The following is a 17,683-nucleotide window of genomic DNA, read 5'->3' as shown; positions in this document are numbered from 1 at the left end:
CCGCCGCAGCGGGGTTGAATGCTTTGCGTCGGCGAAAAATGCCTCACCGCCCCTCTTTCTCCCCCAGAAAGAAATACCACAGCGGAATAGAAAGCAGCAGGGTGAACACCAGCGTATACAGCAGCACCATCAGGCTCTGCATGATCACCATCTGGGCGCTCCAGGCGCCGATCGGCAGCTGGAATTGCTCAACGGTGCCGCCGAGGATCGCTCGGCCCATCACGCAGCCGACCGCCACCGCCACCGTCGCCACCGCCGCGCGGAACTTACGCACCTCGGCGCGTCTGGCGGCCGCTTCCGGCGTTTCGTCCCGGTGGCTTTGCCGTTGGCCGCGCCAGCGCCACACGTCCGCCAGCAGCAACGCCGCGAGGCTCACGCCCATCACCGGCAGGCAATAACCCAGCGCCGCTGCCACCAGCAGCGTGCCGGCGCGCGCCGGTAGGGAAAGCGCCAGCCAGGCGGCGACCAGCGTATGCACCGGATGCTGCGCCCCCGCCGCCGGGCGGCGGATCCACCACATGCGGTAACCCAGCGCGATCATCAAGCACAGCCCAAGGCCGAACGCCGCCAGCAGCAGCTGATTCGGCAAGCCGAACAGAATGCCCATGTGGGCGTCGATGCCCCAGCGGGTCAGCTTGGCGATCAGCGGGAAGGTGTCGAACCGCGCCTGGTCGACGACGGCGAAGCTTTGCGGCGCGATGGCAACCGCGTCCACCTGCGTCGGCCAGCTGCGATCCACTTCGGTCACCGTCCAGGCTTTGCCCTCGCCTTTCGGCTGGCGCAGCTCGACCTTGGCGGCGTCTATTCCAGCGGCGCGCGCAGCCTGCAGCGCCCGATCCCAGTCGCCGTTCAGCGCATTGCTCTGCGCGGCAGGGCCCATCTTCATGCCCGGCATCATCCCGCGGTGCTCGGCGTGCGGATCGGCCGGCGTCTGCGGCGCATCGGCCTGCAGGCTGGTGTTGACCTGCGGCGTCAGCCAGCCCAGGTTGGCCCGCAGCGCGTCGATGTTGCCGCCGGCCCACTGCGACCAGGTCAGCCCGGTAGCCGAGAAGAACAGCAGCCCGGCCAGCAGCGCCACGCCCAGCGTGATATGCCAATGGCGGCTGGCGGCGAAGCCCCCTTTCGCCCTTTTCAGCTTGCGCTTCGGCCGCGTCGCCAGCCACAGCGCCACGCCGCCCAGCGCGGCCACCCACAGCCAGGAGGCCGCCAGCTCGCTGTAGTTGCGCCCCAGATCGCCGAGCAGCAGGCTGCTGTGCAGCTTATCCAGCCAGGTGCGCAGCGGCAGCACGCCGGAGGTGCCGTACACCGTCATATCGCCCTTGATCGCCAGGGTATAAGGATCGACAAACAGCGCGCGCGACTCGGAAGCGCCCAGATCGGCGCCCGCGAACTGTACGCGCGTGGTGTCCATTGCGCCGGGCGCCGGGCGCACGGCGTAAATGCGCGCCTCGTCACCCGCCGCGCGGCGGGCGGCGGCGATCTGGTCAGCCAGCGATCTCGCCTGCCCGTGCGGTTCGGTGAAAAGCGCATCGCGATACAGCGCCTCTTCAAGCTGCGGCGTCAACACATACAGCGTGCCGGTCAATGCAGCGACCAGAATAAAAGGAGCGACCAGCAGGCCGATATAAAAATGCAGCCGTCTGATCAGGTTCAGCATCGCGCCACGCGGCGATGCGGCAGGTGGAGTTTTGGTTATTGAAGACATGGCCTTTCTCGTTTTTCAAACTGTGCGCGCAGGCAAACCGTCCGCAGCGATACGGACGGCGTTACCCATGATCAAGCAATAGGGAAAAACGGTTGGCCGGGCGGCCCGCGCGGGCTCGGCCGCAGAACAAGGCGCCGAAGGGGCGGAGGGACGATGCGCTGCGCGCAAGGCAGGCGCGCGATGCGCGCCATCAGCCACAGCAGCGGGACAAATGTCCACAGCAGCAGCGGCACGTGGATCAGCAGCTCGCAATAGCCGCAGAAAATCATCTCCCCAGGATCCATGCCGTGGTGGCCGACATGCTCGGCGGCGGGCATCGTCATCGCGTGCATGTCATGCGGCATAGCGGCATCCGTCTGCGCCATGCCGCCCATCATCGGATGGTGCATCAGCGATTTCGACACCACCGGCGCCACAAACAGCAACAGCACCGCCATAATGGCGATGCAGGCGGTAAAGCGTTGCTGTAGCTGACGTGGCACTCTCATCGCGGCGGCGAATTAACCCGGTCGGTGGCGAACAAGCGGCCAGTGTAACCCGCGATGCGCGATGAGGTGAACGAAAAGAAAAGTCAGGTTGGTCTTACGCGCCCTCGAGCGAGCACATTGTCCCACCCTTCGCACTCCCCTTGATGCATACCCTGCAGACAATAAAAACTTTATCTCACTGATTTACTTGACTTTATTTACATTACTCTCATCCTGCCGCTACGGTGTTGCGTAAAAAACAACATTGTATGATCACTCTCACAAACATGATAACATTATATTGTTATAACAAAGGCGATAACAACCAAAAAGGAACCTCTGGATGAACTACCATCTTGTTGGCAACGCCATTGTTGAGTACAGCGGCGGTTTAAATAACTTACGCCATGTCACTAACTGTATGACCCGGGTTCGCATGACGCTTGCCGATCCTGATAAGGTGAATATTGAGGCGCTTAAAAGCATCGAGGGTGTGCTGGGCGTCGTGGAAGACGATACTTTGCAAGTGATTGTCGGCCCTGGAAAATCGTCGAAAGTGGCGACAGCGATCAATGAACGACTTGCTTCCTGCTCGCAAACAGCAACGCTGAGCGGCGTTGAGCAAAAAGCGGCATTAGCGAGAGAGAGAGCTCGCAAACCTACGCGCACCAAAGCCGTGTTGAAACACATAGCCAACATTTTCGTTCCCATCCTGCCGCCGCTGATCGCCGCTGGGATTTTGATGGGGTTGAACAACGTGTTGGTCAACTCCGCCGCCGCCTATGCGCTAACGCATGCCATTGCGGCCAGTGGCGAACTTTCTCCAGCCCAGATCGTACTGGAACAACGCCATCTGCTGGGGTTGAGCCAATTCCTCGATATCATTTCAAAAGCCTTGTTCAGCTTCCTGGCCATCTATACCGGCGTAACCACGGCGAAAGAATTCAACGGCAACGCCATCATGGGAGGCCTACTGGGCGCCATCACCATCGCTCCCCAGTTGCCTCTGCTGGGGCTGCTCCCCGGCCAGGGAGGATTGATCGGCGTTATTTTCTGCGTCTGGCTGATGTGCGTGCTGGAAAAGCAAGTACGACGTGTCGTTCCTGATATTCTGGACGTGGTATTGACGCCGACCATCGTGCTGACGGTGATGGCCGGCGCACTGCTGTTCGCCATCATGCCCGTCGCCGGCATTCTGTCTAACGGCATCCTGCACAGCTTGAACGGCCTGTTGGCCACAGGTGGGCTGGCCGCCGGTTTCGTGCTGGCTTCGCTGTTCCCGTTCCTGATCTCGCTCGGCCTGCACCATGGCTTATTCCCAATCCATCTGGAGATGATCAATGCGACCGGTCATGCCCCCCTGTTCGCTATCCAGATCATGTCCAACGCGGGTATGGTCGGCGCCGCCACGGCGGTGCTGCTGTTGACCCGCGATCCGATGATGAAAAAAATCGCCAAAGGCGCGATCCCCACCTCGATCCTCGCTGTAGGGGAGCCCACCATCTTCGGCGTAAATATTCCGGTGGGATTCGCTTTTATCACTGGCTCTGTCGGCGCCGGTTTCGGTGGCATGATGGTCGTGCTGCTCGGCGTTTCCACCAATGGGGTCGGCGCGGCAGGCCTGTCAGCCCTGCCGCTGATCGCAGACGGCAAATATCTGCAGTATATCTTCGCCTGGCTCACCGGCTGCCTGGCAGCCTTCGTGCTGACCTATATCACAGGCAAACTGCGCAAATACGATCGGGAAATCGTCTGACAGGGCGATAACAGTTAAGGGAACAAGAATGAAAGCCATCATGTTAATGTTTGACTCACTGAACAAGCATATGCTGTCCGCCTACGGTAGCGACCGGGCCATCACGCCCAACTTCCAACGGCTGAAAGAAAGAACGATACGCTTCGACAATTTCTACGTCGGCAGCATGCCCTGCATGCCCGCCAGGCGCGAACTCCATACCGGCCGCTACAATTTCCTGCACCGCTCCTGGTCGCCGCTGGAACCCTTCGATGACTCCATGCCGGAAATTCTGAAAAAGCACGGTATCCACACGCATCTGGTCACCGACCACAAGCATTACTGGCGCGACGGCGGCGCCACGTATCACTCCCGCTACAACACCTACGAGTTCGTTCGCGGACAAGAGGGTGACTCCTGGAAAGGTGTGGTCGACAAGCCGATTTATCATTATGAGTCCGGCGAGCCGGAAGAGCTCAAGCAACGTCGTATCGCCAGCCGCACACAGCACCAAATCAACGTGCAGTTTATGAAGGACGAGCGGGAGCATCCGCTGGCCAGAACCATCCATAAAGGCCTGGAGTTCATCGACGAGAATCACGCGGCCGATAACTGGTTCCTGCAACTGGAATGCTTCGACCCTCACGAGCCGTTCTTCGTGCCGGAAAAGTATCTGCAAATGTACGGCATTAACGACACCTCCGTTTTCGACGGCTGGCCGCCCTATTATTTCGTCACCGAAAGCGAAGAACGCAAGGACACCATTCAGAAGTACTACCTGGCTTTGCTGACCATGGTGGATGACTATGTCGGCCGGATTTTGGACCACATGGACAAGTACGATCTATGGCGGGATACCCTGTTAATCGTCAATACCGACCATGGCTTCCTGCTGGGAGAGCATGAATGGTGGGGAAAAAATATCATGCCACTGTATAACGAAGTGGCGAATATCCCCTTCTTCATCTGGCATCCCGAGCACCCCCATCGAGGTGAATCGCGGCAAGCGCTGGCGCAAACCATTGACATCCCCGCCACGCTGCTCGATTTCTTCAAGCTGGACAAACCGGCGGATATGCAGGGCGTCTCTCTGGTGCCGGCGATTTGCGACGATACCCCAATACGCGACTATGCGTTGTTCGGCTACCACGGTTGCCATATCAACATTACAGACGGCCGCTATGTCTATATGCGTTCACCGCAGGTACACGGGGCCGAGAGTCTGTTCGAGTACACCCTGATGCCCACCAGCATCAACCGACGGCTATCGCCCGAAGAACTCCGGCACATGACGCTACACCCGGGATTTCGTTTCACCAAGGGTTGCCAGGTATTACGCATCCCCGCCTCTTCAGTGATGGCTCGAGGCGCCGATCGCTTCGGGCACCGGCTGTATGACCTGACGGAGAATCCTAAGCAGGATCGCCAGTGCCGGGACACTGTCGTCGCCGAACGTCTGTTGTCCGCCATTCGATGCCAGCTGGAACAAAGCGACGCGCCGCCCGAACTCTGGGCACGCTACCAATTGTCAGCCCCCGCATCTCCACTGTTGGGGGCCGATCCGGACTGGGTGCCGGCATTCAAAGAGTATGAACCGAAGATGCGCTACGGTATGTTGGCCCTGACACAGCATCTGGAAGGCACTCACCAAACGGCGATAATTGATAAACTGAATGCTTCCGCCAAACCATCATGGACCACCGCCGATCTGTGGGCCTTCGTGCAACAAGAAGTCCCTCAGGAACAACACGCAAGCGTGTTTTATAAACTGGCACTGGAAATGCGGCTTGATTGAGAGGTCGCCCCCGCTACGGGGGCATCTGCATTACAGGAGAAAAATAGCGATGGAACAAGAACTAGACTACTCACGCGGCGCCAAGCCGCTGTATGCTCAGCTGTATGACATCTTGCTGGAGAAGCTGAAAACCGGTGAATACCGGAAGAACGACGTTCTGCCGACAGAAGCAGAGTTTGAAGAAATGTTTGGCGTCAGTCGCATTACCGCACGGCGAGCACTGGCCGAATTGGTCTCCAAAGGGTTGGTCAAACGCCAAGCGGGCATCGGCACCATGGTCATCAGCACATCGGAAAAACAGAACGTCAAAACCCGCATCAGTCTAATCGATGGTCAGCAAACAGAGACGATAGCGCGCAACAACCTGTCCCTGGCTCAGGTGCAACCTCCCGCGCCTATCGCACAACTGTTTGGCGCTGATAGCGCGATCCTGCTGACGCGCACCATTTACCGACAAAATGAGGTGCCAGCGCAGGTCAACTACATCTATCTGACCCCTCGTCTAAACACGCTGACGTTGTCAGATCTGGAGATAGGGCTGTACTGCGCGTTGGAACAGCGTAACGAAAACATCGATGCCTTCGAGGACATCATCACAGCCGAGTTACCGACGCCTGAAGACTGCGAAATCCTCGACATTGCCCCCTCCGTACCGCTGCTGGTCAAAACCCGTAAAGGGTACAACGAGCAGGGCAAACTGGTGGAATACACCATCGCCAAACATATCGCACGTTATTATCAATACATCGTCGAGAACAGCAAATGAGCTGGTGGGCGCAGGGAAAGTCACCGGATTACCGGTTTACATTAGCCAATGAACGCACGTTTTTGGCCTGGATCCGCACGGCTCTAACCTTTATGGCCGCCGCAGTCGGGCTGGATCAACTGACGGACTCAACATCACTGAGGGTATTGATTATAGCGCTGGCTTTCACGGCGGCGCTACTGGCCTGCTACGCCTACCATCGATGGGCAAGCAACGAAAAAGCGATGCGGCATGAACAAACGTTAGGCTACCCGCGTCTGCTCATTTGGCTAAGTACAGGCCTGGCGGCAGGGATATTGCTCACGCTGGCTACGTTGGTTCGGCCATGAACGCCTCTTGCCAACAACGAGATCCTGGCCTGCAGCCGGAAAGAACGGCTCTGGCTTGGCAGAGAACCGCATTCTCCCTGTTGCTATTGGCACTTATCACCACGCGCACCGCCTTTTACCGTGAAGAATATCGTCTTGCTGCGCTTGGCTGCGTTTCTTTTATCGTGGCGATGCTGTTGGTGATCGGCTCTTTTGTTCGCCAAAAGTCGCTAACAAACGTGATGGAAACCTCACTTGTCTGGTCAGCATGGTTTAAAGGGCTGCTCAGTCTCGCCATATTGCTCAATACACTGGGCATCGCGCTACACAGCGCATGCATGCTGTTATCAGAAGGAAGTACTCAATGACGGCCACCAACGGTTGCCTGGTCATGGCGAAACCCACCGGCTCGGTTTGCAACATCGACTGCACCTACTGTTTTTATCTTGAAAAAGAATCACTTTATCCCGAACGTCAGCAGAACTGGCGTATGTCGGATAACACGCTGGAAACGTATATTCAGCAGCATATCCATGCCCAGGATGACGAGCAGGTGCTTTTCTCCTGGCAAGGCGGCGAACCCACTATGATGGGGCTGCCTTTTTTCCGGCGCATCGTCGAACTGTGTCAAAAATACGCCGGTGGAAAACGTATTCAGCATGCTTTGCAAACCAACGGACTGTTGCTGAACGAAGAGTGGGCGTGCTTTTTCGCCAAGCACCACTTCCTGATCGGCATTTCGATCGATGGCCCGCAAGCGCTGCACGACTGTTACCGCACCTCGCGCTCAGGCAAAGGCACCCATGCCCAAGTGCAGGCCGCCCTGACTCTGCTGCAGGAGTACGGCGTCGAATTCAACACGCTTACCGTCGTCGGCAAGCATAACGTTGGTCAGGCGCGCGAGGTTTACGAGTTTCTTCTGGCCGCAGGCTCTCGCCATATTCAGTTTATTCCGTTGGTGGAACGCCTGAGCACGGCGGAGAGCGCCACGCTGAAGCTGGTGATGCCTGGCGAAAGCGCCGCCACTCTGGCCCCCTGGACGGTGCCGGCCTGGCAATACGGCGAGTTTCTCAATCAAATTTTCGATATCTGGGTGCGACGGGACGTCGGGCACGTCTACGTACAAATGTTTGACGTGGCGCTTTCCGCCTGGTGTAAGCGACCGCCAGTGCTGTGTGTATTCGCCGAAACCTGTGGGCATGCCTTCGCTCTGGAAGCCAACGGCGACTTATATAACTGCGATCACTTCGTCTATCCAGAACACCGGCTGGGGAATATTCATCAGCAAGATATCCGCACCTTAAACAATAGCGAACAGGCGCAGGCATTCGGCCACGCTAAAAAGACATCGCTGACGCCGGATTGCCGCCAGTGCGAATTCCGCTTCGTCTGCCACGGCGGCTGCCCCAAACATCGCTTCACCGTGTCGCCGTCCGGTCATCCGGGGCATAACTATCTCTGCCCGGGGTATAAACATTTCTTCCGGCACATTTCGCGCGAGATGAACGTGATGAAGGATTTGCTCGCCAACGGTTATCCGGAGCAAGCTATCATGTACGCACTAGCTCAGGAAAAACGGGCTGGCGCCGGCAGCGCCAAACCCAACGAGCCCTGCCCATGCGGCAGTGGAAAAAAGTATAAGAAGTGTTGTTGTTGAACTCCCCGACACTCAAGAATATTACGCCATGATGCCAAAGCGCCCGGCCCTCCACCGGGGGAGATGACTTTCATTACGCAATGTTAGGTTGAATGGCCAAACAACAAGTGGATCACAGCCCCCGCGAATAGACCCGCGAGGCCTCCCCCCACGGGTGATACCCGAGCCCGTTATAAACGAAGCCGCTGCGCTCGTAGTAGCCTTCCAGAACGGTGCACAGGTGCAGCTGCGGGAAGCCCAGCCGGCGGGTTTCCGCCGCCACATGCTCAATCAGTTTGGCGCCGTGGCCCCGGCCGCGCTGCGCTTCCTCTACATAGAGCGCACACAGCCAGGGATACAACTCCCCACGGCTGATAAAGTCGTTGGTGATAAGCCCCGCGCAGCCGAGGATTTGGTCATTTTCCATCAGCAGGTACCACTGCGGCAGTGGGTTGGCGGCGCCGAGGCTGCGGTTGATGGCGTCTTCATACATCATCAGCGTCTCTGCCGTGGCCCAGTGCCGCTGAAAATACGCAATGGCGCGCGGTGCCAGTTCGGGCGCTTGCCGCACCGAAATCATGTCCATCGTCATTCCTGTTATCCATGTTGTCAGCGTAGAATTATGCAGCAATATGCACGGTATGGCAGCGGCATTCCGCCGCCGTCATTCACTAAGGAGTCATCATGACGCAAAACATCTATGACAATCAGGCCTTTTTCGACGGCTATGCGCAGCTCAGCCGCTCGCAGCACGGCCTGGACGGCGCGCCGGAATGGCCCGCCATCCGCCGCATCCTGCCGGATTTGCAGGGCAAAAGCGTGGTCGATCTCGGCTGCGGCTACGGCTGGTTCTGCCGCAGCGCCCGCGAACAGGGCGCAGCCAGCGTGCTGGGGCTGGACGTCTCGGAAAAAATGCTGGCCAAAGCGCGGGAGATGACCGCCGACGCGGGCATCGCGTATCGTCGGCAGGATTTGGCGCAGCTGCAGCTGCCGCCGGAAAGTTACGATCTGGTCTACAGCTCGCTGACGCTGCACTACCTCGAGGATCTGGCCGCGCTGTTCGCCACGGTTTACGCCGCGCTGAAACCCGGCGGGCAGTTCATCTTCACCGCCGAGCACCCGATCTACACCGCCCCGGCGCAGCAGGGCTGGCTGACCGACGGCAACGGACAGAAATCCTGGCCGGTGGACGGCTACCAGCGAGAAGGCCAGCGCGTTTCCAACTGGCTGGCGGAAGGTGTCATCAAGCAGCACCGCACGCTCGGCGGCTATATCAACCCGCTGGCGCAGCAAGGCTTTATCATTCAGCATTTGAACGAATGGGGACCCAGCGCGCAGCAAATTGCCGCTAATCCGGCGCTGGACGAAGAGCAGGAGCGCCCGATGATCTTCATTCTCGCCGCCCGCAAACCCGCCTGATTGATCCGCAGTAAACCGTTCACATCACCACAGTTGGGGAGGCCGCCTCCCCCCAACGGCTATTATGCCGGCAGCGCCGCCCCGTGCGCCGCGAAGTGCGTCAGCGCCTCGCCTTCCATACGATAGCGCACCCACTCGCCCTGCGGCTGCGCGCCGATGCTGAGGTAGAAATCGATGGCCGGTTGGTTCCAGTCCAGCACGCTCCACTCCAGGCGGCCGCACTGCCGTTCGCACGCCAGCTGGGCGATGTGCCGCAACAGCTTTTTACCGGCGCCCGCGCCGCGATGCTTCGGCGCCACGTACAGGTCTTCCAGATAGATGCCGTTTTTACCCAGCCAGGTGGAGTAACTCATAAAGAACACCGCATAACCCGCCGGCTCGCCGTTTACCGTACAAATCAGCGCTTCGGAACAGGCGCCCGGCCCAAACAGGCTGCGTTCGATATCTTCCACGCTGGCCAGCACCTGCTCGCGCGCCTTTTCGTACACCGCCAGCTCGATAATCATATCCAGAATCAGTTGGGCGTCGCTTTTTTGCGCCGGGTAAATCTCGATGGTCATGGCAAATCCTGAGTGTGTTGATGACTGTGCTTGCCAGCATATCGCGCCTCAAATACTGTATGAACTGCATTTTCATCAACAGGTAATGAATATCATGCATCTGGATTTGAAGCGTCTCGATCTCAACCTGCTGCTGGTGTTCGAAGCGGTCTATCGCCTGCGATCGGTGACGCGCGCCGCGGCGGAGCTGGCCCTCAGCGCGTCGGCGCTGAGCCACGCGCTGATCCGGCTGCGCAAGGCGCTGGCGGACGAGCTGTTCTATCGGGTCGGCAACGACATGCACCCGACGGTGTATGCCGACAGCCTGGCCCCGACCGTCAGCGAAAGTCTGGCGCTGCTGGCCAAAGGGCTGCATCCGCGCCCGCGCTTCGTTCCCGCCGAAAGCCGGGAGAGCTTCACCTTCGCCATTACCGATTACACCGCCTTCGCGGTGTTCCCGGCGCTGATGGCACAGATGCAGCGCCTGGCACCGGGGCTGTCGTTCCAGCTGCGCTATTCCGAGCGCAAGGTGGCATTGAACGATCTGCTGGCGGGGCGCATCGACTTCGCGCTGGGCTTTACCGAAACCGACGGCGAAAGCTACCCGGAGATCGACGAGGTGAGCTGGCTGGAGGATGAGTATGTGGCGATTTGTTCACCCGCCTTCAGCGTAAAATACGGCGAACTGACGCTGGAAAACTACCTGCAGGCGCGCCATCTGGTGGTGACGCCGTGGAACGAACAGCGCGGCGTCATTGACTACCAGCTCGATAAGCTGGGGCTGCAGCGCGATATCGCCATCCGCACGCCTTCGCTGCTGGGAGCGCCGTTCATCGTCGCCGACAGCGAACTGGTGATGAGCATGCCGCGCTACGCCGCGCAAAAATTGCGGCAGGCGGCGGCGCTGGATATCCACCCCCTGCCGTTTCCGGTGCCGCCGTATCAGATCAAAATCTACCTGCACCGCAAGAACGGCCGGCCGGAGGCCTGCCGCTGGTTGCGGCAACAGCTGCAGGCGCTGGCGGCGTTATAACGCGGGTTCGCCGATCGGCAGATACCCCTGCCACAGCGGCCGGGCCGGTTTGCCGTGCGGGTTGGCCCGCAGATGCACGTGGTAGCCCTGCAGCGCCTGCAGCAGCAGGCAGTCGTCCACCTCGGCCAGGTCATCCTTGTGCTGCTGTGCGCTGTCCGTCAGCAGCACCCGTTTGGCTTTGTCCTTCGCCTCGTCGGCGGAACGCGCCACAAACAGGCCGAACTGGTGCAATTCCGCCAGCTCATCGCTGCGGTAGCCGCCCACGTTGACGAAAAACAGCTTCTCTTCACCGGCGAACGGCGCAGGCTCCAGGCTCACGTCGTAACCGTCCGCCCAGTCGATGCGCGCATAGCCGTCGACATGCACCTTGCGCTTATCGCCGAACCACTTTTCACGCAGCAGCGGATACGCCTCTTCCGGCCGATCCGCCGCCGCGAACTGCACGTCGTGCAACTCAATATTGGCGCCCGGCGCCGTACCGCCCACATAAAACATCAATAATCCCGGCATGTTAGTCTGCTCTCCTTGGTGATAATCGCTATATAAAATAATACATAGCGAAACATCTGCCAACGGCGGCGCCATTCTGTGTTATCAATAGATGAGGTTTAATCTGTTGTGGAGGAACGCATGGCATTCAATATCGGTGATTTTGTTCAACGCACCACCGGCGGCCCAAAGATGACCGTGGTGGCGATCGACGGCGAAACCCTGGTTTGCAGCTGGAATGAACTGGGCAAAGAGCAGCGCACGGAGGTGCAGGCCAGCGACGTGGCGCTGTACCACGAAGACGGCGATTTCGGCGTCTGCTGAACGCTCGGGGCGCGCCGCGCCCCGTTATCGCGTCAGGCGCGAATGTCCTGATAGGCCGGCGTGGTATCGAACTCGTGTTTGGCGAACGGGCACAGCGGAATGATTTTACGCTGCTCCGCGCGCATTTTCTCCACCACCAGCGCCACCAGCTTTTTACCGACGCCCTGCCCCTTCAATGACTCATCCACCCAGGTGTGATCGATAATGGTCAGCTTGTCGCCGCTCGGCACGAAAGAGATCTCGGCGATCAGCTTGCCTTGTTCATCATTGATATAAAAACGCTTCTCGCCTGCCAGTATTTTATGATCCATATTATTTCTCCCTATATTTCAGTGCGCCGCTGGGGCAGGTGTCGATGACGCGTTTCACCTCCGCCGCGTCGGCATTGTCCGGCATAATCCACGGGCGGCGGTTCAGGGTAAAAATAGCCGCGTTGCCACGCACGCAGTTGGCGGAATGGCGGCAAACTGCACGGTTAAAATAAACGTCAATCTTATCACCGGAATAACGGCGGTAACCGGCGGCGGTCAATTTCTCGTCCATCTTGGCCTCACATTGCCTGTTTTATTGTTTTTGCTCCAGGTTCAAGTATAGGCAATGCCGCCGGCTTCACCACGCGTCTCGCACACCGAAAAAAGTGGCGCAACCGCCCGTCGCCGCTAGAAAAAAACGTAAATTGTTCTAATCTTTATTCAGTAAGACAACATAATTCCGACAGTGGCTAAGGAGTTCGAAATGGGTGATAGCTCAAAAGACGGCGTCATTCTGCTGTCCCGCATATTACTGATGATTCTGTTTATCATTTTCGGCTGGATGAAATTGGTCAACTTCGGTGCGACCGTCACGGCGATGGAAGGCTATGGCACACCGATGCCTTATTTGGCGGCGATCGTTGCCGTGCTGGTGGAGTTTATTTTCGGCATCGCGCTTATTCTCGGTCTGTTTACTCGCCCTATCGCGGTCATTTTCGCCCTGTATGTTTTGGGCACCGCGTTTATCGGCCATCCGTTCTGGAAAATGACCGGCATGGAAATGATGGGCAACGAAATCAACTTCTTTAAAAACATCAGCATCATTGGCGGCTTGCTGTTGCTGGCGGTGACCGGCGCCGGCCGTTATTCGCTGGACTATAAAATATTTAATAAATAATTCATCGATGGCCGGCGACTCTCGCCGGCCATTTTATTTCCGCTATCCTTTCAACGGCTGCGCTTGGCGTGGCGCTCAAAGTTTTCCGCCCTGGCCTGCGCCGATTTTCGCAGCGTGACGTAGCAGGCGCCCTCGCCGCCGTCGCGCGGTAAGGCGCGGCAAAACGCCTGTACCTGTTCAAACTGCGCCAGCCATTTGGCGACGTAACTGCGCACGATATTCGGATGGCTTTCGTTCTGTCGCCCGCGGCCGTGCACGATCAGCAACGAACGCAGGTTTTGCGCCTCCGCCTGCAAGATGAAGCGAAACAGCGCCTGCCGGCTGGCTTCGACCGACTGGCGCAACAGGTTCAGCGACGCCTGCGGCGGATAACGCCCGTTGCGCAGCTTGTCCAGCACGCCCTGCTGAATGCCTTCCCCTTTGAACTCCAGCGGCTGTTCACAGGGGATCACCTCGAGGAAATCGGTGCTGAGGAAGTTTTCCTGCCGCAGCCGCTGCGCTTCGCGCCGCGCGCTTTTGTCCAGCGTCTCCTGCGGCTTGAGGTACAGCGTCTGCCGCCCGCTCGCCAACGGCACCACGTCCGCCATCGCCTGTTCAAAAAAGTCTTTTTCCTGCTCGCTCATATTCCACCTCTCTTGAACGGCAGCCTTTACGGCCGGGAATGGGGTCGATTGTAAGACGCCTTGCCACGGTTGCAAGCCGGGAATTGTCAGCGGCATTTGTCTCATTTGTCGTCAACGGGTGAGCTTGCGAACAGTTTTCGCTATACTGCTAAGCCATCATTGAGTGCCGCAAAGGATCGAGCCCATGACAATGCGCGAGCTGGAAATCCAGTTTCAAAATGCGATGAATGAGTTGCAGAGCAGCTTCGAACGGCAACACCGCGAATGGCAGCAGAGCTACCAGGCGCTGCAGCAACTGCTGGAAGAAGCCAAACAGCGCGAAGCCGCGCTGCGGGCGCAGAATGAACAACTGGCGCGCAAACTGAGCACCGCCAGTTCGGTGCCGGAGCAGCATGCGCTGGTGAAGCAGATCAAAATGCTCGGCGCCCATCTGGATGCGCTGGCCAAAGACGCGGCCACCTTCAATCACCACCTGCGCCAACAGGGCGCGGTCGGTAATTTCAGCGGCGAACAGCATTGATAGCGGGCGCTGTCGCACAGCGCCTCCCGCCCCTCTTCTGGCGTATTGAGAGTGTAATAAAGCCTAAATGACCTGGATCATCCTCGCCGCCCTGATCGTCGTATTTATCATCGGTTACCGCATCCTGACGTCCGACACCCGCAAAGCCATCGATTCGCTGGCCCATCTGCTGAGGGTCAAGCCGATGCTGATCGAATCGATGATCCAGGAGATGGGCGGCCGCCAAAGCCAGACCTTTATCCGCATGCTGAACAACGGCTACACCGAAGAGATGCACCAGGCGGCTTACCTGCTGTTCATCTACCTGACGTTCATCAAACAGGCGGACGACGAGCAGATTGCCCTATGGCGCGACGTGCTGCTGCGCGCCGGGCTGTCGCCGGAGCTGCACGCCGAGCACACCGAAGCGGCGCTGTTTTACTTCGCCGAGCTGGATATCGATGCGTTTGAACTGGCGCAGTTCCGCCGCGCCTACAATGAGCGTTTCAACCGCGAAGCGTTGGCCCACGGCTGATCGCGTCCCCCGGGCGGGGGACCGATTACAGGAACATGCTGTAGAGGTAGCGCGACAGCGCTTCGCGCGAGCTGAAGCCGTGTGCGATGCCGTAACGCTGGTTCGGGGCGTCGCTGCTTAAATCCAGGGGAAACTCCAGATACTGCTCGCTGGTGCGCACCGGAGAGGTCGGCGTGGCGAAATGCACGCTTCTCTCTTTCAGCGCCGGGTGGATCACCAATGCGGTTCTGCCCATCCGCGCTTCGCGATTCACATACACGTAGTGTGTACCCTTGCGGTAGCCATAGGCCTGGTCGGTGACATAATCACGCTCAAAGCCGGTATTCTCCAACACTTTAGCCACTTCATCCGGCCGTAAATACATCGATTCCTCCTCTCATTCTGGACCGCTGAGCGACCTTACCGTAATCATTCACCGAAACAATGATTTTCTGGGGAGGAGTCCGGGTTTCAGACTATTCCTGAATGGCTCGGCTGCGCTGCAGCAGACGCAGGGTGAGCAGCACCCCGAGCGCCACCAGCAGCGCCGCCGCCAGATAGATCGACGGCACGCCCGCTTGCCCAATCAGCAGCCCGGCCAGCGGCCCAGTGATGCCCAGCGCCAGATCGAGGAATGCCGAATAGGTGCCGAGCGCCGTGCCCTGGTTCTGCGGCGGCACCTGTTTCACCGCCTCGACGCCCAGCGCCGGGAACACCAGCGAGAAACCGGCGCCGGCCAGCAACGCGCCGGTTTGCACCATCCAGGGTTCGCCGGCCTGCCAGATCAACAGCAACCCGACGATCTCGACCAGAAACGACGCCAGCGTCACCTTCAGACCGCCGTGGCGGTTGATGACGTTGCTGAAGATCAGGCGGATGCCGACGAAGGCGCAGCTGAACAGCGTCAGCGAAAACGCCGCGCCGCTCCAACCTTTGTCGGCGTAGTAAAGGGTGATGAACGTGGCGATCACGCCGAAGCCGACGGTGCCCATCGCCAGCCCGAGGCCATAGGCCCAAATGCGGCCGAACACCGCGCGAAAGGCGATGCGCTGCCCGGCGGCGATCGAAACGTCCGGCTTGCCGCTCGCCAACAGCAGCGCCACCGCAACCGCCAGCACGATCAGCGCCGCCACCCCGGCCAATCCCCACTGCTGATTCAGGTACACGCCGAGCGGCGCCCCGGCCGCCATCGCCCCGTAGGTGGCGACGCCGTTCCAGGAAATCACCCGCGCGGTGTGCATCGCTCCGACCCGGCCGATACCCCACAGCGTGGAACCGGTGCTGGCGAAGCTTTCGCCGACGCCGAGAAACACCCGCCCCACGCACAGCAACAGCAGGCTGAGCCACGGGTAACCGTCAACGCCGAACGCCAGCGCATAAAACAGGCCGCTGGCGCCGCAGCACGCCAGGCCGAACAGCACCACCTTTTTCGGCCCCAGCTGATCGGCATAGCGCCCGGCGTGCGGGCGGCTGAACAGCGTGGCGAAGTACTGCGCGCTGATGATAAGGCCCGCCAGCACCGAATTGTAACCCAGGTGGTCATGCACAAATCCCGGCAGCACCGCCAGCGGCAGGCCGATGGTCAGGTAGCAGACGAAGGTGAACATCACCACGGACAGAATGCGTCGGTTCAGCTGGAGGTTATTTTCTGCGGTCATCGAAGGTGGCTCGCATCGGACGGGGTAGACAGAGATTGCCAGCATACCCCGATGGGATCTGATGATAAATGAGAGAGTTATAACGAATTATTATTTCGCTAACGGTTAGCCGCCACCCGCGCGCGTAGAAAATCGATAAACGCCCGCACCTTTTCCGGCACGTGGCGGGTATTCGGGTAGAGCGCGTAGATGCTCTGCTCGGGGAAACGGTGATCCGGCAGCAACCGCTGCAGCCGGCCGGCGTCGATTTCGGGCTGCGCCAGCCACGCCGGCAGCAGCGCCACCCCGGCGCCATGCAGGGCGAATGCCAGCAATGCCGCGGCGCTGTCGCCGGTGAGCGTCGCGGCGTCCGCCACCTTGAACAGCACCGCTTCGCGCTGCGGCGTGGCCACCTGCCAGCTGAGCGGCGAACTGAGCCGGCTGTGGGCGATCCACTGCGCCTGCGCCAGCTCGGTCAGCGAATGAATCGGTCGCTCGGCCAGATAACCCGGCGACGCCACCGGAAAAATGGCGAAACTGTCGATCAGCGCCGCGCGGTGGCTGGAATCCGCCAGCTGGCCCAGGCGGATCGCCACGTCAAAGCGCTCCGAGATCAGATCGGCATGATAAGAAGAAGACACATGCTGGATGCGCAGCCGCGGATGCTGCCGCGAAAACGCCGCCAGCGCCGGCACCACCACCTGCGCGCCGTACTCCGGCGTACTGGTGATGCGCAGCACGCCGCTCAACCCGTGATGATCGCGGCGCACGTCGTCCAGCACGTTTTCCGCCTCCTGCAGCAGCTGCAGGCTGCGCTGGTAAAAGCGTTCGCCGGCGTCGGTCAGCGACAGCCGCCGGGTGCTGCGCGCCAGCAGTGACACCCCCAGCTCGTTCTCCAGCTGCTTGACGTTAAAGCTCACCACCGCCTTGGTTTGCCCCTGCGCCGCCGCCGCCGCGGTAAAGCTGCCCGCTTCCACTACCGCCGCAAAGATCGCCAGGCGCTGCAAATTCAGCATTTCGCCGCCCTTATTGTCAAAATCATTTT

The 17,683-nt window shown here is 59.4% G+C and carries 23 protein-coding genes; 12 read left to right on the top strand and 11 right to left on the bottom strand.

What is annotated here, in order from left to right; genetic code table 11:
• Positions 1–43 precede the first annotated feature (43 nt).
• Positions 44–1,705 (bottom strand): DUF2534 family protein, encoded by a 1,662-nt coding sequence (locus REA38_RS17325; protein WP_308886314.1) that lies wholly within the window; start codon positions 1,703–1,705, stop codon positions 44–46.
• Between the two features lie 71 nt (positions 1,706–1,776).
• Complete coding sequence (locus tag REA38_RS17320; protein WP_308886313.1) at positions 1,777–2,193, bottom strand: DUF2946 domain-containing protein; 417 nt, start codon at positions 2,191–2,193, stop codon at positions 1,777–1,779.
• A 322-nt stretch (positions 2,194–2,515) separates the two neighbouring features.
• Here REA38_RS17320 and REA38_RS17315 point away from each other — a divergent pair, with 322 nt between their 5' ends.
• Genes REA38_RS17315 through REA38_RS17290 form a run of 6 tightly spaced genes read left to right on the top strand, consistent with a single transcriptional unit; the run spans position 2,516 to position 8,433 of the window.
• A complete protein-coding gene (locus tag REA38_RS17315; protein ID WP_041036401.1) occupies positions 2,516–3,928 on the top strand; it encodes a PTS transporter subunit EIIC in 1,413 nt (470 codons plus the stop codon).
• Between the two features lie 28 nt (positions 3,929–3,956).
• Positions 3,957–5,702, top strand: coding sequence for a sulfatase (locus REA38_RS17310; protein ID WP_041036403.1), 1,746 nt, complete (start codon positions 3,957–3,959; stop codon positions 5,700–5,702).
• A 49-nt stretch (positions 5,703–5,751) separates the two neighbouring features.
• Positions 5,752–6,468 carry a GntR family transcriptional regulator gene (locus REA38_RS17305; protein ID WP_041036405.1) on the top strand — a complete coding sequence of 239 codons (717 nt, stop codon included), beginning with the start codon at positions 5,752–5,754 and terminating at the stop codon, positions 6,466–6,468.
• Positions 6,465–6,797: a YidH family protein gene (locus tag REA38_RS17300; RefSeq protein ID WP_041036407.1), complete on the top strand. Its 333-nt coding sequence runs from the start codon at positions 6,465–6,467 to the stop codon at positions 6,795–6,797. The genes REA38_RS17305 and REA38_RS17300 overlap by 4 nt, the downstream gene beginning before the upstream one ends.
• Positions 6,794–7,144: a DUF202 domain-containing protein gene (locus tag REA38_RS17295; protein ID WP_041036409.1), complete on the top strand. Its 351-nt coding sequence runs from the start codon at positions 6,794–6,796 to the stop codon at positions 7,142–7,144. The genes REA38_RS17300 and REA38_RS17295 overlap by 4 nt, the downstream gene beginning before the upstream one ends.
• Positions 7,141–8,433: an anaerobic sulfatase maturase gene (locus REA38_RS17290; protein ID WP_041036411.1), complete on the top strand. Its 1,293-nt coding sequence runs from the start codon at positions 7,141–7,143 to the stop codon at positions 8,431–8,433. The genes REA38_RS17295 and REA38_RS17290 overlap by 4 nt, the downstream gene beginning before the upstream one ends.
• Positions 8,434–8,545: 112 nt before the next feature.
• Here REA38_RS17290 and REA38_RS17285 read toward each other — a convergent pair whose 3' ends face one another.
• The gene (locus REA38_RS17285; RefSeq protein WP_308886312.1) at positions 8,546–8,998 is read right to left on the bottom strand and encodes a GNAT family N-acetyltransferase; all 453 of its coding nucleotides are present in this window, start codon (positions 8,996–8,998) and stop codon (positions 8,546–8,548) included.
• A 98-nt stretch (positions 8,999–9,096) separates the two neighbouring features.
• Here REA38_RS17285 and REA38_RS17280 point away from each other — a divergent pair, with 98 nt between their 5' ends.
• On the top strand, positions 9,097–9,831 hold the full coding sequence (locus tag REA38_RS17280; RefSeq protein ID WP_308886311.1) for a methyltransferase domain-containing protein: 735 nt from the start codon (positions 9,097–9,099) through the stop codon (positions 9,829–9,831).
• A 62-nt stretch (positions 9,832–9,893) separates the two neighbouring features.
• Here REA38_RS17280 and REA38_RS17275 read toward each other — a convergent pair whose 3' ends face one another.
• Positions 9,894–10,391 carry a GNAT family N-acetyltransferase gene (locus tag REA38_RS17275; RefSeq protein WP_087762388.1) on the bottom strand — a complete coding sequence of 166 codons (498 nt, stop codon included), beginning with the start codon at positions 10,389–10,391 and terminating at the stop codon, positions 9,894–9,896.
• 85 nt (positions 10,392–10,476) lie between these two features.
• Here REA38_RS17275 and REA38_RS17270 point away from each other — a divergent pair, with 85 nt between their 5' ends.
• Positions 10,477–11,403, top strand: a complete 927-nt coding sequence (locus REA38_RS17270) for a LysR substrate-binding domain-containing protein (protein ID WP_100397070.1) — start codon at positions 10,477–10,479, stop codon at positions 11,401–11,403.
• On the opposite strand, the gene REA38_RS17265 is transcribed toward REA38_RS17270, so the two are convergent.
• A complete protein-coding gene (locus tag REA38_RS17265; RefSeq protein WP_033649790.1) occupies positions 11,398–11,913 on the bottom strand; it encodes a DUF1543 domain-containing protein in 516 nt (171 codons plus the stop codon). The two genes, REA38_RS17270 and REA38_RS17265, sit on opposite strands and share 6 nt — an antisense overlap.
• A gap of 120 nt (positions 11,914–12,033) precedes the next feature.
• Here REA38_RS17265 and REA38_RS17260 point away from each other — a divergent pair, with 120 nt between their 5' ends.
• Positions 12,034–12,216 (top strand): YodC family protein, encoded by a 183-nt coding sequence (locus REA38_RS17260; RefSeq protein WP_025303973.1) that lies wholly within the window; start codon positions 12,034–12,036, stop codon positions 12,214–12,216.
• 32 nt (positions 12,217–12,248) lie between these two features.
• Here the strand turns inward: REA38_RS17260 and REA38_RS17255 are convergent, their stop codons facing one another.
• Together REA38_RS17255 and REA38_RS17250 are read right to left on the bottom strand one after the other, a co-directional pair.
• Entirely contained in the window at positions 12,249–12,527 is a 279-nt protein-coding gene (locus REA38_RS17255) for a GNAT family N-acetyltransferase (RefSeq protein WP_308886309.1), read from the bottom strand.
• 1 nt (position 12,528) lies between these two features.
• Positions 12,529–12,759 carry a (4Fe-4S)-binding protein gene (locus REA38_RS17250; RefSeq protein ID WP_074027514.1) on the bottom strand — a complete coding sequence of 77 codons (231 nt, stop codon included), beginning with the start codon at positions 12,757–12,759 and terminating at the stop codon, positions 12,529–12,531.
• Positions 12,760–12,951: 192 nt separating this feature from the next.
• On the opposite strand from REA38_RS17250, the gene REA38_RS17245 reads away from it, so the two are divergent.
• Positions 12,952–13,365, top strand: a complete 414-nt coding sequence (locus tag REA38_RS17245; protein ID WP_033635670.1) for a DoxX family protein — start codon at positions 12,952–12,954, stop codon at positions 13,363–13,365.
• A 50-nt stretch (positions 13,366–13,415) separates the two neighbouring features.
• On the opposite strand, the gene smrA is transcribed toward REA38_RS17245, so the two are convergent.
• Positions 13,416–13,988, bottom strand: a complete 573-nt coding sequence (gene smrA / locus REA38_RS17240) for a DNA endonuclease SmrA (RefSeq protein ID WP_033635671.1) — start codon at positions 13,986–13,988, stop codon at positions 13,416–13,418.
• A 184-nt stretch (positions 13,989–14,172) separates the two neighbouring features.
• Between smrA and REA38_RS17235 the strand changes: the two genes are divergently transcribed.
• Together REA38_RS17235 and REA38_RS17230 are read left to right on the top strand one after the other, a co-directional pair.
• Entirely contained in the window at positions 14,173–14,508 is a 336-nt protein-coding gene (locus REA38_RS17235) for an MbeD/MobD family mobilization/exclusion protein (RefSeq protein ID WP_033635672.1), read from the top strand.
• A 67-nt stretch (positions 14,509–14,575) separates the two neighbouring features.
• Positions 14,576–15,022, top strand: coding sequence for a DUF1198 family protein (locus REA38_RS17230; protein WP_025303978.1), 447 nt, complete (start codon positions 14,576–14,578; stop codon positions 15,020–15,022).
• Positions 15,023–15,047: 25 nt separating this feature from the next.
• On the opposite strand, the gene REA38_RS17225 is transcribed toward REA38_RS17230, so the two are convergent.
• From REA38_RS17225 to REA38_RS17215, 3 genes are all read right to left on the bottom strand, one after another.
• On the bottom strand, positions 15,048–15,386 hold the full coding sequence (locus REA38_RS17225) for a DUF2002 family protein (RefSeq protein WP_016929830.1): 339 nt from the start codon (positions 15,384–15,386) through the stop codon (positions 15,048–15,050).
• 91 nt (positions 15,387–15,477) lie between these two features.
• The gene (locus REA38_RS17220; RefSeq protein WP_033635673.1) at positions 15,478–16,659 is read right to left on the bottom strand and encodes an MFS transporter; all 1,182 of its coding nucleotides are present in this window, start codon (positions 16,657–16,659) and stop codon (positions 15,478–15,480) included.
• Between the two features lie 98 nt (positions 16,660–16,757).
• Entirely contained in the window at positions 16,758–17,654 is an 897-nt protein-coding gene (locus tag REA38_RS17215) for a LysR substrate-binding domain-containing protein (protein WP_308886308.1), read from the bottom strand.
• Between the last annotated feature and the right edge of the window lie 29 nt (positions 17,655–17,683).

This window comes from Serratia sp. MF1(2023), assembly GCF_030954545.1.
GTDB classification, from domain to species: Bacteria; Pseudomonadota; Gammaproteobacteria; order Enterobacterales; family Enterobacteriaceae; genus Serratia; species Serratia sarumanii.
This window is presented reverse-complemented; position numbering and strand designations above follow the sequence as displayed.